The following is a 14,936-nucleotide window of genomic DNA, read 5'->3' as shown; positions in this document are numbered from 1 at the left end:
CCCCATGCCTCGCCGGCGCCAGCGCAGCATGGCCATGGGCCGGAAGCGGCCCACCGGCCCGAAGGGCGCCGGCACGGCGAAAGCTGAATGGCCGGCATGTGGTGCCTGCCACGCTGAAAATCGCTGCGGCCTTGCGTGAGCCGGCAGCAGACTTGGCAGGGTCAGACCGTTTCCAGGCTGGAAGAGGCCTCGGCCGAGGCAGCGTCTTCCGGCGCGGCATCCGCCCTGCGCGGAGGCCCGCCCTTCCAACGCCGCACCACGCGCTGGAAGATCAGGGTATTGGGAATCTGCAGCAGTGCGCCGTCCGGCCCCGTGTCGAAGTCTTCCAGGGTGGTGTAGAGCAGGTTGATGTCAATCACGCGCCCCTTGGCACCCGGTTTTTCCGCCGTGTCCAGCACCTCGATGTAGTCGCCCAGCCGGAATGGCCCCACGGTGAAGATGAGCAGCGCGCAGAACAGGTTGGACAGCACGCTCCACGCGGCGAAGAAGGCCACGGCACCCACGGTGGCGAATCCGGTGAAGGCGGTCCACAGCACGGTGGCGGAAACACCCAGGCGCTCCAGCACGAGCAGCAGCGCGCTGCCCATGATGATCCAGCGCAGCAGGCCGTTGATCGGCACCATCATCTCGATGGGCCACTGGTAATGGTGGCCGGCACGCCCCACCAGCCTTCGCAGCGTGCGCTGCAGCACCACGGCGACGATCAGGATCAGGAGGATCTGCAGGCCCGGCACGATGATGTCGAGCCAGTCCCGGATCCAGTCGGGCAGGTAAGGTTGCAGGCGCAGCATGAAGGTCCAGTCGTTCGGCAAAAGGTCTCCTGTCAGCCACGCAACTGCTCGACGGTGTCCATCTGCATCTCGAAGCTGAAAAAGCGGGCGCGTCCCTGGGCCTTGGCGGCATACAGCGCCTGGTCCGCGCGCATCAGCATGGCCTCCGCGCTGGTGCCTTCGTCAGGAACGCAGGTGGTGATGCCGCCGGACAGCGTGAGCGTCGGGCCGAGCGGCGAATTGGGGTGAGGCAGGGCGCGCACGGACAGCAGCTTGCCCAGCGCCCGTGCAAAGGTCATCGCGCCGGAGCGGGGCGTGCCGGGCAGGATGAGGGCGAACTCCTCGCCGCCGTAGCGCGCCGCCACATCGCGCGGGCGCGTGCACACGTCGCGCAGCAGGCGGCTCACGTCCTTCAGGCAGGCATCGCCCTGCAAGTGGCCGGCGGAATCGTTGTAGCGCTTGAAGTGGTCCAGGTCGCACAGCATCAGGGTGAGCGGCTCGCCCTCCCGCCGCGCCGCGGCGATCTCGTTGTGCAGGATGCGGTCCAGGCCGCGGCGGTTCACCAGCCCGGTCAGGGCATCCACCTCGACCATCTCATTGAGCCGCTGGTTGGCCAGGTGCAGCTCCTGCGACAGCGACACCAGCCGGCGGCGCATGTCCAGCAGACGCCGCATGGCGCGAAGCTTGGCAACGAGGACGATCGGCTTGACCGGTTTGACCAGGTAGTCGTCGCCGCCCGACTCGATGCCGCGCCATACGTCCAGGTCGCCGTCCAGGCCGGAGAGAAAGATGATGGGCGTCCAGCCCCCGGGTTCGGCCTCGCGCATCTGCTGCGCGACCCAATAGCCGTCGTTGTGGTCGGACAGGCGGATGTCCAGAAGCACCAGGTCCGGCCGGTGCAACTGGAACAGGTCGAGCGCCTTGTCGCCCGACGCAGCCTCCAGCACATCGACGACGCCGGCATTGCGCAATTCCGCCACCAGCACCGCGCGCAGGGAGGCCTGATCCTCCACGACCAGCACGGTGAAGGGCATGGTGTCCTCGATGCGGCCCCCACCGGGGGGCAGTGGGGTGGGATGGGTGGTGGTCATCACGGTCCCTTTCCTGAAGGCAGGTGCGGGCCTTTCGGCCGCAAAGGCCGCAGCCCCCAGCCGATCAATGTTCGCGGCGCAGGGCGGGGAACAGGATCACGTCGCGGATGCTGGGGCTGTCGGTGAGCAACATCATCAGCCGATCGATGCCGATACCGCAACCACCCGTGGGAGGCATACCGTACTCGAGCGCCCGCACGAAGTCGTGGTCGAAGAACATGGCCTCGTCGTCGCCCCCATCCTTGGCCGCGACCTGCGCCTGAAAGCGCGCGGCCTGGTCCTCGGCGTCGTTCAGCTCGGAAAAGCCGTTGCCGAACTCGCGGCCGGTGATGTAGAGCTCGAAACGCTCGGTCACTTCAGGGCGCGTGTCGTTGGCCCGGGCCAGGGGGCTGATCTCGGTCGGGTGCTCCATGATGAAGGTGGGCTGCCAGAGCTTGTCTTCCACCGTTTCTTCGAAGTACAGCACCTGCAGGCTGGCGAGCGTGCGCTTGGACAGCTGGTTCTTCTCTTCGCTCAGCCCCAGCTTCTTGAGGGCGCTGACGAGCCAGGCGGCATCGTCCACATGGGCGCCGGCTTCGGTGTACTGGAAGATCGCCTCGCGGATGGTCAGCCGCTGGAAAGGCTGGGAAAGGTCCACCTCGCGGCCGCCGTAGGTCAGCTGCAGCGTGCCGGCCGCCTTCATGGCCGCATCGCGCACCAGCTGCTCGGTGAAGTCCATCAAGTCGCGGTAGTTCCAGTAGGCCGCGTAGAACTCCATCATGGTGAACTCGGGGTTGTGGCGCACCGAGATGCCTTCGTTGCGGAAGTTGCGGTTGATCTCGAACACCCGCTCGAAGCCGCCCACCACAAGGCGCTTCAGATACAGCTCGGGCGCGATGCGCAGGTACATCTCCTGCTCCAACGCGTTGTGGTGGGTGACGAACGGCTTGGCATTCGCGCCGCCGGGAATCGGGTGCAGCATGGGCGTTTCCACTTCCAGGAAGCCGTGCTGCACCATGAACTCGCGCAGGCCACTCACGGCCTTGCTGCGGGCGATGAAACGGCTGCGCGCGGTCTCATCGGTCATCAGGTCCACGTAGCGCTGGCGGTATTTCACCTCCTGGTCGGCCACGCCGTGGAACTTATCCGGCATGGGCCGCAGGCTCTTGGTGAGCAGGCGCAGCGTGGTGACCTTGATCGACAGCTCGCCGGTCTTGGTCTTCATGAGCGTGCCTTCCGCACCCACGATGTCGCCCAGGTCCCAGTGTTTGAAGGCGGCGTACAGCTCTTCACCCAGCGCATCGCGCGTGACGTACAGCTGCAGGCGACCCCCCGTCGTGCCCAGCGAGCCGTCCTGCACGGTGGCGAAGCTGGCCTTGCCCATCACGCGCTTGAGCATCATCCGGCCAGCGACGCTCACGGTGACAGGGCTCGCCTCGAGTGCATCGGCCACGCTTTCGGCGTACTGCGCCTGCAGGTCCGCCACATGGTGGGCAGGCTTGAAATCGTTGGGAAACGCCACGCCCTTGCCTGCTGCCTGGGCCTCCCGCAGGGCCTTGAGTTTTTCGCGGCGCTCGGCGATGAGCTGGTTGTCGTCGGAAGAAGGCGTAGGGGTTGCCGGAGCGTTATTTGGGGGAAGCATAGGAGTGCGTAGGCATTGGCGGAATGCGCCATGGGCAAGCTGAAACAGTCTATTTTAGTTTTTTGCCCGCGATCCAAACCGTCAAGGCCAGCAATCCAAGAGCCGAGGTCCCTGCAAGCCACCAGACATGCGTCGTCGGGCCAACGGAATGCAGTGCCAAAGGCAGCGTCAGCACGCCCAATTGCAGCGCGTTGAAGCCGATGGTCGCCCACGAAAATGACCGTGCCAGGCCGCGCTGAAAGGGCATATGGCCGTGCGCTGCAAATACGCAGGCGGCGCATTGCCAGATGACCAGCGGCGCTATGTAATCCTCCAATCCTTGCCAGGAGGAAGCGAACCAACCGAACCGCAGCGCTCCGATGGCCATCAACCCGGCCAATGCGGCGCATCCAGCGCCTCCGAGGCCCATCCACAGAGACAGTTTCCTTTTTTTGCTGCCCGCGTGAGAGCAGCACCTGGGGCCATGCCGCATAGACCACGGCCGGAAAAAGCCCAAGCAGCCGCAGCAGCACGGCAAGATAGCTGCCTTCCGCCAGGCCGTACGCGCGTTGCCACACCAAGAGAACGGCAGTGCCCGCGATGGCATCTGCCACCGTGTGAGCCAGACGCAAACCTGCACTGCGATCGTCGAGTTGCGTGGTGGCTGCCTTGGCCACCACGCCGGTGGGTGGCGACTCCAAAGTGGGACGGCTGTCTGCACGGCGCGTGAGCCAAAGGGCGCCGATGCCGTAACTGCAAGTAGCGGCAATCAGCAAGCCGGCCGAGCCATTGCCCGCCCAAAAAATTCCCATGGCGGCCGCGATCAGGACGGCGATGACCGGCGGTACCGCGCGGGCCAGCGCAGCAGTGTGCGCGGAAGCCATTCGCAAGGCCCAGGGTTGTGCCATGTACCAGCCCATTTGCAGCAGTGCCATGGCTGTTGCCCAGGCCATGAACGGAGCGAAGGAAGGCAGCTTTGACACCCAGACTGCCATTGCAGCCACAGGCAACAGCAGGAGCCAGCGCCACAGGCTCGCCCGCAACGCTTGACGCAGCGCCTGCGCTGGCGGAATGTGAATGTTGGCGAGAAAGCTCAGCGGGCTTTGGGCCAGGGCCAGCGTCATCCAGAAGAAGCTGATTTGGCTCACCACGGTGAACGCGCCCACGTCCGAAGGGGAAAACAGGCGCAGCATGAGAAGGCCGAACAGCGCCTGCGCTGCCAGCGAGGCAGCGCTGGCAATGGCGATGCGGGACGTGACTGCCATGGAACTCATCGCTGAAAGCCCAGGTACTTCCAGATCTGCATGCCTTCCAGAAGGTCTTGCCAAGTGCGTTGTCGCACAGCGGGTGCAGTGTGGGACCGACCGTCCAGCTCGGGTCCCAGCAGCCGTGCGTACTGACCTACCGTTGCGTCCCTGGGTAAGTAGATGAAGCGGGCGCCCGCTTTTTTTTCGAACTCGCGTACCCAGGGATAATCGGTGGAGATGATTGGCAGCCCAACGGCGCAGTACTCCAACAGCTTGGTAGAGGTTTGCTGGTGGTACGGTGCGCGGTTCGGAACTAGATTGAGCCCGTAGCGAGCCTGGATCAACAGGGCCGGTACTTGGGCGTACGCAATGCGCCCTGCCATCGTGGCGAAAGAGCGCTCATGCAGCCACTCCCGCAACCCTTCGGGAACATCTCCAATCAGTAAAAGGCTGCGCCCTGCCTCCTCCAGCCCCTGTAGCAGAGGGCGAAAGCCTGCCAGGCGTTGCATGTCGCCCAGATAGACGAAATCGAAACTGGGTGCGCGCGGCAAAGCGCTTGCGTCCAGAAATTCCGGAGAAACGCCCATGTCCCGGTATTCGTAAGGCACGGCGTCGGAAAACCCCATGCGGTCCTTCACCCATGCATTCTGAAAGATCCGGTAGTGCGGCTGCGGTTGTCGCCATGACTTGACCTTGTCTTTCACCCAGGCGACTGGCGGCACCGAAGCCGAAGCGTATTCATGCACATGCCAGGCACTCGCATGCCTGCCTGTGGCGTTGCCAGGTACGGCACCGCACATCCACCACAGCACGGCGGCTTGTGCCGGCACCTCTTCGGCGCTGGTGTGGATGAGCGCACCATGGCCCCTGGATTGCAAGAAGCTCTGGTAGGCCGCCAATTCCGGCAGATAGGCCCTTCCAGGATGGATGAAATGGATCAGCATGCAGCCACCGTGCTTTTCAACAAGGTGTGCCAGCGCTGCAAAAAATGGGAGTACTGGTAGTGGCCCATTACCTTCTGGAGGTCTTGCACCAGCTCAGCAGCCGGGTGCTGCAATGTGGCTTCCACGGCATGGGCCAGCGCTGCCGCCGTGCTGGTTTCCGCCAAAAGATAGGGCGCGTGTTCCTGCAGCATTTCCTGCAGGCTGGGAATCGGCACCGCAACACAAGGCACACCGGCCTGCAGCGATTCCAGCACTGCCATGGCACAGCCTTCGTAGAGCGAGGTCAGCACCGTGAGATCCTGCGTTCCGTAGAAGGCGGCGATGTCGGATCGGTGGCCCAAGAAACGGATGCGGTTGGCCTGCGCAAGATCAGCGGAGGCGGCCTCCAGATCACTGCGCAAGGGCCCATCCCCCACCACGGTGAGCTGAAATCGTGACGGCAGGGCGCGCAGCATGCCGATCAGCAGGTATGGATTCTTTTCTGGCGACAGGCGACCGACATAGCCGATGCGAACGATCCCATCCAGCTTGGGTGGCAGGGGGGCTTTCGGGTGTGCTATGGGCGGAAGTGCGTTAGGTATCACCGTGATGCCCTTGGATCTCAACGCAGTCCCTTGCATGAACTGCGCAAAGGATTGACTGGACGACGCAGATACGAACACGAAATAGGCCGCACGCCGGTAGAACCAGCGCAGCCAGAGGCGCTTGGCGAACCCTGCCCGCGCTTGTGCCAGCACTTCGCTCAATGGGCCATGAAACCAAACTACGACCGGTTTGCGAAGCAAAGCGCCGATTGCCCATGCCACGTAGGCCTCGCGAAAATTGTGCGTGGCCAACAGCACGTCGCTGCGCCTGGCCGCAGATAGCAGCGATCGCCATTCGGATGGCGAGCTTGCGCATTGCCCAACATGGCAACCTTGTTGCATCAATCCGTTTGCCAAGCTTTTGACGACCGTGGCCACGCCGCCGGCACCTGTGGCGCCCTGGATCATGCAGACCTGCAGTGCGCTACGGTCGGGTGGGGATAATGCGGCCATGGAGATTTCCAAATACCTGTCCGGCGATGAGTTTGATGATGATTACAGCTATCGGCCCGATATCGCCTTCGACGTGCGTTCCCGCGGAGATCTTCTGGAGCAATGGTGCATTGATCGCTCGGTATTGCACGTCGGTTTTGCCGATCATCAGCCTTTGATTGCCTCGCGTGTAGCCGCAGGGCATTGGCTGCATGCGCGTCTGAGCCGGTCCGCACGCGAATGCTATGGCATCGACATCAATACAGCTGCGGTGGAGTCGGCAAGGCAGTTGGGATTCGAAAAGCTGTATGCCCTGGACATCCACGATCCAGAAGCTGCCGGCATTTTGCAATCGCTGCCCATCGACTTGGTGATGGTGCCTGACGTCATTGAACATCTGGCGGACCCTTCGGCATTTCTGGCTCGACTGTCGGCATTATTTCCTGCGGCGGAATTCATCGTCTCGGCGCCGAACGGGCTGTCCTTGCGCAACATCGTGCACACGACCAGAGGCATTGAGCGCATCAATACCGACCACCGGGCATGGCTGTCTCCCTACACCCTTCAGAAGGTACTGGCGGATGCTGGATTGCAAGTGATTGAACTGCGGGGCTGCTCGGTCAGCGCACCTGGCAGCATCAAGGGGCGGATATTGCACCGCTTGATGCAATGGCGACCTTTGGGCGCCGATGTCTTGGTGGCGCGTGCGCGCCGCTCTGCTCGCGCCCTTCCGTGACACGCTGCGGCCCCTAACGCGACCCAAATCCCCCCGCCACGATGCGCAGCGTCTTGTACGCAATCAGCAAGTCCAGGGCCACGGAGTAGTGCGCCACGTAATAGAGGTCATAGCTGAGCTTGATGGCGGTCTGCTCCTCGCTGTCGGCGTAACCCTGCTGGACCTGAGCCCAGCCCGTCAGTCCGGGGCGCACGAGGTGGCGGTAGGGGTACGCGGGAATCCGGTCGGCGAACACGCGCACGAACTCCGTTTGCTCTGGCCTTGGACCGATCAGGCTCATCTCGCCCTTCAGCACATTCCATAGCTGGGGCAGTTCGTCCAGACGGGTGCGGCGGATGAACCGGCCCACGGAGGTCACCCGGTCATCGTTGGGCTGGGCAAAGCGCGCTGTGCGGTCGTCGCCGGCATGGCGCATGCTGCGCAGCTTCCAGATGCGGAACGCACGGCCATTGCGGCCGACGCGGATCTGGGAAAAAAGCATGGGCCCTGGCGAATCCAGCTTCACCGCCAGGCCGGCGGCCAGGCACAGCGGCAGCCACACCGGCAGCCCTGCCAGCGTGAGGAGCAGGTCGGTCAGCCGCTTGAAGGTGTCGTAGGCCGGGTTGCCGTCCAGGGTCCACAGGTCCTGGGTCTGCTGGTGGGGCAGTATTTTGCGGCCGCTCAGCAGTTCGGCCACAGCCTCCACGCTGTAGAGCCGCACATGCTGCAGGCGCAAATCGCTGATCCATCGCTCGCGTGCGGCGCTCGAGGGGGCATGGCGATCCAGCACCACGCCGGCCCATTGGGGGGCGGCGTGGGTTGTGCCGGTGTCCGTGCCGAACTCTTCCAGGGGCGTCCAGGGCAGCAGCGCGATGTGGTGCTGGCTGGCCTGGGCCGTGTCGCCCAGCAGCTCCCGAAGGCGCAGAGGCACGGTATCGTCCAGATAGGCCAGGGACAGCACCTGGTGCCGCCGGTTGCGCCAATGGCCGACCAGGAACCATGCCGACGAGAGCAGGTACACGAGAAGAACGGCGCCGCGGGAATAGGGCTGCTGCAGCAAGGCGAAACCCAGCGGGGCGGCAAGGTAGGGGGCTGCGGTCGCCACGAAGAGAAAGCGGCGTCCCTCGAACTGGGGCAGATAGGCGCCGTTGTAGAGCCAGTGGGCGGTCATGGCATACGGAATGGCGCACCACAGCACCGTCTGCGGAAACTGGTAGGTCACCCAGTCGTACCGCTCCAGGCCGAGCCCCGCCAGATAGCTCACCAGCAGAATCAAGGTGCCACCCAGCGCCCAGCGCAGCACGGCACCCTGTCGGTGCGCCGTGGAGGAGCCGAGTTCGCGGCGTGGAATGCTGTTCATGGAATCGTCAGTGGGTGCGCGAAGTCGCCGCGGCGTAGACCGAGCGCACGGCCAGAGCCATGCGCTTTGCGGTGTAGTGCTGCTCGTAGCGTTGCCGTGCTGCCGCGCCCATGCGGGCGCGCAGTGCTGGCGACTCTATCAGTTGCCGCAACGCCGTGGCCCATGCTGCGGGATCGGGCGCCACCAGGCGCGCATGAGCCGACTCCGGCAGCAATTCGCGAATGCCCGGCAAATCGCTGGCCACGATGGCCATGCCCGCACGCATCGCCTCGATCAGCGAAATGGGCAGGCCTTCGTGATCCGATGCCAGCACGAAGATGGCGTGCTGGGCCAGTTGGGCCGCAACATCATCCACATCGCCGGTGAAGCGCACCGCTTGCAGGCCCAATCGATGGGCCAGTGCGCGGTGGGCTGCCAGCTCGGGGCCGCCACCGAAAAAGGTGGCGGGGACTTCGTGCCCCAGGGCGCCACGCAACTGGGCGAGTGCGTGCAGCAGGATGTCCGGGCGCTTGGGCGGGGCCATGCGGGCAACCATCGCGATCGTCGGCGCCGCTTCGGCGGTCGATGCTGCGCTATTGCCTGGGACTGCCACATCCTCGACGCCGTTGTGGATGACGGACACCCGCCGCGAAGGCAGCGGTAACACGAGCGCCAGCCGGCGCTCATGGTCCGAGACACAAATCATGCGCCGGGTCAGCGGGGCCAGCAGCCACTCCATGGCAAGGGCCACTGTGCGGCGCTTCCAGGGATGTCCCGCCTTGAAAGCGAAGCCGTGCACGGTGTAGATCACGGGGGTGCGGGTCAGTGCACCGGCCAACCGGGCTACGACGCCGGCCATCGCACTGTGGGCATGGAGCAGATCCGGAGATTGTTCGAGCACGATGCCCCGCAGGGCCCAGGCGGCGCGCACCACGTGCACCGGGTTGTGCGCATTGCCCAGCGCGGGGACGCGATGCACCGCGAGGTGCGAAGCCTCCAGGGCATTGGCCAGTGGCGGATGCGGCTCGGCGCCGCCGATGGCCACCTGGACCGCAACGCCGTGGCGGGCAATTTCCCGGCAGAGGGTGAGCACATGGCTTTGCGCGCCCCCGACCTCGCCCTTGGTGATGACCTGCAGGACCTTCACGGCAGGCGCGCGCCAGGCCGGGCCGTTGCGCCCTTCGTGTTCACGGCGCGATGCCCGTGCGCTCCAGCACGTCTCCCACGAGTTCCAGGCGCAGCAGCGGGCTGTCGAGTTGCATGAGCTGCTGCTTCAGGTCCAGCGGCACGGGGAGCAGTTCGCACCAGCGATTGGCGACCCAACCGCAGTCGTCCAGTTGCTCGGGGGTGGGATCGGGGAGGCTGGAGGGGTCGTCCGCACCCCGGTGACGCAGGCGTGCGAGCACCTGCTCGAGCGCGGCGGCCGTGTTGCGCAGGTCCTCCGGGACGGGGAGCGGCACATCCGGGGGCATCTGCTCGATGTCGGCCACCCACAGGCCGTGTGGCAGCAGGTGGCGGCGCACGATGCGAAAGCGGGCCGAGCCCTCGGCTCGCAGAACGATGAGGCCAGGGTGCGACGTGTCGATCTCCGCAATGTTCGCGAGCGTTCCTGCATCGTGGAACTGCTCGGGCGCTGCACCTGCCTGGCGCACTTCCTGGCCGCTCGTCAGCGCAACGACACCGAACGGTGCGCCCGCCTGCTGGCATTTGCGCACCATGTCGAGATAGCGCACCTCGAAGACGCGAAGCGAGAGCATCCCGCCCGGGTACAGCACGGTCCCCAGCGGAAAGAGCGGCAGGGAGGTCAGCGTGAGCGGCGGCAATGACGGCTCGGAAGGTGGGGGCACGAAGGTCATGGGCAGGCGGGTTGGCCCGCTATCATCCCACGGCGGAACCCTTCGCACCATCGCCCCAGATTCTCCACATCACGAGGTTTCATGCTTTACCAGATCGCTTCTTTCCTGCTGGACGTGGTGGGCGGCCTGCTTGCCGGGGCTTGCCTGCTGCGGCTTTACATGCAGCTGCAGCGCGTGCCTTTTGGCAACCCTATCGGGCAACTGGTTTTCGCGCTGAGCGACTGGCTGGTCCTGCCCCTGCGCAGGATCGTGCCTGCCACGGGGCGCTGGGATTGGGCCAGCCTGGTCGCGGCGATTTTGATCCAGCTGGTGCAGTACCTGTTGCTGTGGCTGCTGCTGGGCGCCGGCCCGGGCCTGGTGCTGCTGCTCTGGCTGGCCGTGTTCGGTCTGGTGCGCGCGGCGATCTACGGGCTGATCGGCCTGCTGATCGTCTATGCCGTGCTCTCGTGGGTGCAGACGCGCTCACCCCTTGCCGACGTGATTGCCCGCTTGTGCGAGCCGTTGCTGCGCCCCGTGCGGCGCGTGGTGCCGCTCCTCGGCGGGGTGGATCTGTCGCCGCTGGTGGTGCTGGTGTTGCTGCAGGTGTGCCTGATCGTGGTGGGCAACGTACAGGGATGGGTGCTGCGGTAGGGGCCGGCAGCGGAATTCGCCCCGCCCATAAAAAATAGCCGCCACCGCTGATCCAGTCAGCAGTGGCGGCTATTGTTTTGGTATCGGCCGAAGCGTGTGAGCGATCAGGCCACCGAGTCTGCCGGCAGGCGCTGCAGCATCGCCAGGCTCTTGGCCACGGTGCCGCGCAGTTCGCGGCGGTCGCAGATGAAGTCCACGGCGCCCTTGGTCTGCAGGAATTCAGCGCGCTGGAAGCCTTCTGGCAGCGTCACGCGCACGGTCGATTCGATCACGCGCGGTCCGGCAAAGCCGATCAGTGCCTTGGGCTCGGCGATCACGATGTCGCCCACGAAGGCAAAGCCGGCCGAGACGCCGCCCATGGTCGGGTCGGTCAGCACGCTGATGTAGGGCAGGCCCTTCTTGGCCAGCCGGGTGAGGGCCGCGTTGGTCTTGGCCATCTGCATCAGCGAGAGCAGGCCTTCCTGCATGCGCGCGCCGCCTGTGGCGGTGAAGCACAGGAAGGGTACCTTCTGCTCGATGGCGGTTTCCACGCCGCGCACGAAGCGCTCGCCCACCACGCTGCCCATGCTGCCGCCCATGAAGTCGAACTCGAAGCACGCCACCACGATGTTGATGCTGCGCACCGAGCCGCCCATCACGATGAGCGCATCGGTTTCCCCGGTGTTTTCCAGGGCTTCCTTCAGGCGGTCGGGGTACTTGCGGCTGTCCTTGAACTTCAGCGCATCGACCGGCAGCACTTCCTGGCCGATTTCATAGCGGCCTTCGGCATCCAGGAACGCGTTCAGGCGGGGGCGGGCATTGATGCGGTGGTGGTGGCTGCAGTGCGGGCAGACGTTCTGGTTCTGCTCCAGATCGGTCTTGTACAGCACCGTCTCGCAGCTCGGGCACTTGATCCACAGGCCTTCCGGCACCTGGCGGCGCTCGGTCGGGTCGGTCTGCTGGATTTTGGAGGGCAGGAGTTTTTCGAGCCAGGACATATCGGTTTCCTCTTCGCTTCAAGTCTCAGCCGGCGCGCCACGGACCGGGCGCGCGGGCTGCAATTATGCGTCCAGCGCCTTGCGCACCCCCCGCAGGAAGTCGATGGTGACGGGCACCACCTTCTCGTGCGGCTGGTCTTCCAGCAACTGGATGATGCGGCTGCCGATGACCACGGCATCGGCCACGCGCCCGATCGCCTGGGCCGTGGCCGCGTCGCGGATGCCGAAGCCCACGCCCACGGGAATGTGCACATGCCGGCGGATGACGGGCAGCATGGCCTCGACGGCGGTCGTATCGAGAGCGCCCGAGCCGGTCACGCCCTTGAGGGACACGTAGTACACGTAGCCGCTGGCCACGCGCGCGACCTGCTGCATACGCTGTTCCGTGCTGGTGGGCGCCAGCAGGAAGATCAGGTCCATGCCGTGCTCGCGCAGGCTGGCCGCGAACGCTTCGCTTTCCTCGGGCGGGTAGTCGACGATGAGCACGCCGTCCACGCCCGCCTCGGCGGAATCACGCACGAAGGCGCCTGTGCCATGGATCTGGTCGTAGCGCTCCACCGGGTTGGCGTAGCCCATCAGCACGACGGGCGTCTTGTCGTTGCGCTGGCGGAAATCGCGCACATGGCCCAGGACCTGCACCATGCCCACGCCCAGCGAGAGCGCCTTTTCCCCGGCCTTCTGGATCACCGGGCCGTCGGCCATGGGGTCGGAGAAGGGCACGCCCAGTTCGATCACGTCGGCCCCGGCTTCGACCATGCCATGCATGAGCGCCGGCGTGATGTCGGCGAACGGAAAGCCGGCGGTCACATAGGGAATGAGCGCCTTGCGCCCCTTGGCCTGCAGTTCTGCGAAGGTGTTCGCGATGCGGTTGCGCGGCGAGCTCATGCGGCAGGCCCTCCCTTGACCCCGAGGCCACGCATGGAGGGCCGGTCGTACACATCGGCCCCCGACAGGTCGGCGACCGTGCCGATGTCCTTGTCCCCACGGCCCGATAGGTTCACCAGGATGGACTGGTCGGCTGGCATGGTCTTGGCGAGTTTCATGGCGTAGGCCACGGCATGGCTGGATTCCAGCGCCGGAATGATGCCTTCGGTGCGGCACAGGTAATGGAAGGCGGCCAGCGCCTCGGCATCGGTGATCCCGACGTATTCGGCACGGCCGATTTCCTGCAGCCACGCGTGCTCGGGCCCGACGCCCGGGTAGTCCAGGCCCGCGCTGATGCTGTGCGTTTCGGTGATCTGGCCGTTCTCGTCCTGCAGGATGAACGTGCGGTTGCCGTGCAAGACGCCCGAGCTGCCGCGCTGCAGCGAGGCGGAGTGCTTGCCGCTGTCCAGTCCCTCACCGGCGGCTTCCACGCCGATCAGGCGTGTCTTCTCATAGGGGATGTAGGGGTGGAAGATGCCCATGGCATTGCTGCCGCCGCCCACGCAGGCGATCACCGCGTCGGGCTGCTGGGTGCTGGCCTTCTGCTCGGCCAGCATGGCCGGCATCTGTTCCAGGCACTCGGTGCCGATCACGCTCTGGAAATCGCGCACCATCATGGGGTAGGGGTGCGGGCCCGCCACCGTGCCGATGATGTAGAAGGTGTCGTCCACATGGGCCACCCAGTCGCGCATGGCTTCGTTCAGCGCGTCCTTGAGCGTCCTGCTGCCCGAATCGACGGGCACGACGGTCGCGCCCAGCAGCTTCATGCGGTACACGTTGGGGCTCTGGCGCTTGACGTCCTCCGAGCCCATGTACACCACACATTCGAGGCCATATCGCGCGCAGATGGTGGCCGTGGCGACGCCGTGCTGGCCTGCGCCCGTCTCGGCGATGATGCGCGGCTTGCCCATGCGCCGGGCGAGCATCGCCTGGCCGATCACGTTGTTGATCTTGTGGGCGCCGGTGTGGTTGAGGTCTTCGCGCTTGAGGTAGATCTGCGCGCCGCCCATCTCGCGGCTCATGCGTGCCGCGTGGTAGACGGGGGAGGGGCGCCCCACGAAGTGCTTCAGCTCCGAATGGAATTCGGCCAGGAACTCCGGATCGTTCTGGTAGCGGGCATAGGCCTCGCGCAATTCGGTCAGGGCGTGGGTGAGAGTTTCGCTCGCGAAACTACCGCCATAGGGGCCGAAATGGCCGGCGGCGTCGGGTTGCTGGTAGGAAAGCATCAATGAATCTTTGCAAATTGCGCATCGGCCGCCTGCACGGCGGCGATGAAGCGTTGGATCTTGCCGGCGTCCTTGATGCCCCGCAACGGCTTGCCGTCGGGGCCATCGGCTTCCACGCCGGAACTGACGTCAACCGCGAGCGACAGGCCGCGCGGCCGCACCTGCAAGATGCCATCGGTCACGTTTGCAGGCGTGAGTCCACCAGACAAAACGAGGTGAGAGCCGACGCTTGGAGGTAGAAGTGACCAATTGAATGCCTTGCCGCCTCCGCCATAACCTTCGACATGGGCGTCGAGCAGGATGGCCTGGGCGCGGGAGTGGGTTGCCGCGAATTGTACGAGGTCGAACCGCGCCGCACCGTCGCCAAGGGGAATGCGTGCCGCTCGCAGGAACGGCCGCGCGCCGTCCGCAGTTGCCGCCCAGCAGTCTTGTGGCGATTCATCCCCATGGAATTGGACCGTTGCCGACGGAATCATTGTGCAGGCTGCTATCACTTCTGTAGCGTTGGCATTCACGAACAACAGCACCGGCGTCACGAACGGAGGCAGCCTGCGGGCCAGGGCTGCGGCGCGTTGCGGCGTGATGCCGCGCGGGCTGGCGG

Annotated in this window: 14 protein-coding genes; 2 read left to right on the top strand and 12 right to left on the bottom strand. The window is 65.3% G+C overall.

The features are described from left to right. Window positions 1–161 precede the first annotated feature (161 nt). The 5 genes from AC27IQ_RS11290 to AC27IQ_RS11270 form a co-directional block, all read right to left on the bottom strand. The gene (locus tag AC27IQ_RS11290; RefSeq protein WP_284430246.1) at window positions 162–791 is read right to left on the bottom strand and encodes a mechanosensitive ion channel family protein; all 630 of its coding nucleotides are present in this window, start codon (window positions 789–791) and stop codon (window positions 162–164) included. A gap of 32 nt (window positions 792–823) precedes the next feature. Beyond that, window positions 824–1,861: a GGDEF domain-containing response regulator gene (locus tag AC27IQ_RS11285; RefSeq protein WP_372588250.1), complete on the bottom strand. Its 1,038-nt coding sequence runs from the start codon at window positions 1,859–1,861 to the stop codon at window positions 824–826. 64 nt (window positions 1,862–1,925) lie between these two features. Next, window positions 1,926–3,482 (bottom strand): lysine--tRNA ligase, encoded by a 1,557-nt coding sequence (gene lysS, locus AC27IQ_RS11280; protein ID WP_487089513.1) that lies wholly within the window; start codon window positions 3,480–3,482, stop codon window positions 1,926–1,928. Window positions 3,483–4,731: 1,249 nt separating this feature from the next. Beyond that, window positions 4,732–5,652 (bottom strand): glycosyltransferase family protein, encoded by a 921-nt coding sequence (locus AC27IQ_RS11275; RefSeq protein WP_487089512.1) that lies wholly within the window; start codon window positions 5,650–5,652, stop codon window positions 4,732–4,734. Continuing rightward, a complete protein-coding gene (locus AC27IQ_RS11270; RefSeq protein WP_487089511.1) occupies window positions 5,646–6,689 on the bottom strand; it encodes a glycosyltransferase in 1,044 nt (347 codons plus the stop codon). The genes AC27IQ_RS11275 and AC27IQ_RS11270 overlap by 7 nt, the downstream gene beginning before the upstream one ends. On the opposite strand from AC27IQ_RS11270, the gene AC27IQ_RS11265 reads away from it, so the two are divergent. Next, window positions 6,688–7,404, top strand: a complete 717-nt coding sequence (locus tag AC27IQ_RS11265; RefSeq protein ID WP_487089510.1) for a methyltransferase domain-containing protein — start codon at window positions 6,688–6,690, stop codon at window positions 7,402–7,404. The two genes, AC27IQ_RS11270 and AC27IQ_RS11265, sit on opposite strands and share 2 nt — an antisense overlap. 13 nt (window positions 7,405–7,417) lie before the next feature. On the opposite strand, the gene AC27IQ_RS11260 is transcribed toward AC27IQ_RS11265, so the two are convergent. From AC27IQ_RS11260 to AC27IQ_RS11250, 3 genes are read right to left on the bottom strand one after another with little or no spacing between them, the layout of a single operon-like run. Then, window positions 7,418–8,743, bottom strand: a complete 1,326-nt coding sequence (locus tag AC27IQ_RS11260; protein ID WP_284430066.1) for a sugar transferase — start codon at window positions 8,741–8,743, stop codon at window positions 7,418–7,420. Window positions 8,744–8,750: 7 nt separating this feature from the next. Next, window positions 8,751–9,869, bottom strand: coding sequence for a glycosyltransferase (locus AC27IQ_RS11255; protein WP_487089509.1), 1,119 nt, complete (start codon window positions 9,867–9,869; stop codon window positions 8,751–8,753). Between the two features lie 40 nt (window positions 9,870–9,909). Next, on the bottom strand, window positions 9,910–10,578 hold the full coding sequence (locus tag AC27IQ_RS11250) for an LON peptidase substrate-binding domain-containing protein (protein WP_487089508.1): 669 nt from the start codon (window positions 10,576–10,578) through the stop codon (window positions 9,910–9,912). Between the two features lie 81 nt (window positions 10,579–10,659). Between AC27IQ_RS11250 and AC27IQ_RS11245 the strand changes: the two genes are divergently transcribed. Continuing rightward, window positions 10,660–11,208, top strand: coding sequence for a YggT family protein (locus AC27IQ_RS11245; RefSeq protein WP_272567900.1), 549 nt, complete (start codon window positions 10,660–10,662; stop codon window positions 11,206–11,208). A 104-nt stretch (window positions 11,209–11,312) separates the two neighbouring features. Here the strand turns inward: AC27IQ_RS11245 and accD are convergent, their stop codons facing one another. From accD to AC27IQ_RS11225, 4 genes are all read right to left on the bottom strand, one after another. After that, on the bottom strand, window positions 11,313–12,185 hold the full coding sequence (accD, locus tag AC27IQ_RS11240; protein ID WP_272567902.1) for an acetyl-CoA carboxylase, carboxyltransferase subunit beta: 873 nt from the start codon (window positions 12,183–12,185) through the stop codon (window positions 11,313–11,315). Between the two features lie 63 nt (window positions 12,186–12,248). Continuing rightward, window positions 12,249–13,070, bottom strand: coding sequence for a tryptophan synthase subunit alpha (gene trpA / locus AC27IQ_RS11235; protein WP_487089507.1), 822 nt, complete (start codon window positions 13,068–13,070; stop codon window positions 12,249–12,251). Then, window positions 13,067–14,335: a tryptophan synthase subunit beta gene (gene trpB, locus AC27IQ_RS11230; protein ID WP_284424281.1), complete on the bottom strand. Its 1,269-nt coding sequence runs from the start codon at window positions 14,333–14,335 to the stop codon at window positions 13,067–13,069. Before trpB ends, trpA begins: the two co-directional genes overlap by 4 nt. Beyond that, window positions 14,335–14,936, bottom strand: a 602-nt coding sequence (locus AC27IQ_RS11225) for a phosphoribosylanthranilate isomerase (protein WP_487089506.1), incomplete at its 5' end; no start/stop codon positions are given. The genes trpB and AC27IQ_RS11225, both read right to left, overlap by 1 nt.

This window comes from Acidovorax sp. KPB24-07, from assembly GCF_057543315.1.
Note: the sequence above shows the minus strand (reverse complement) of the source record. Positions and strands in the feature narration are given on the sequence as shown.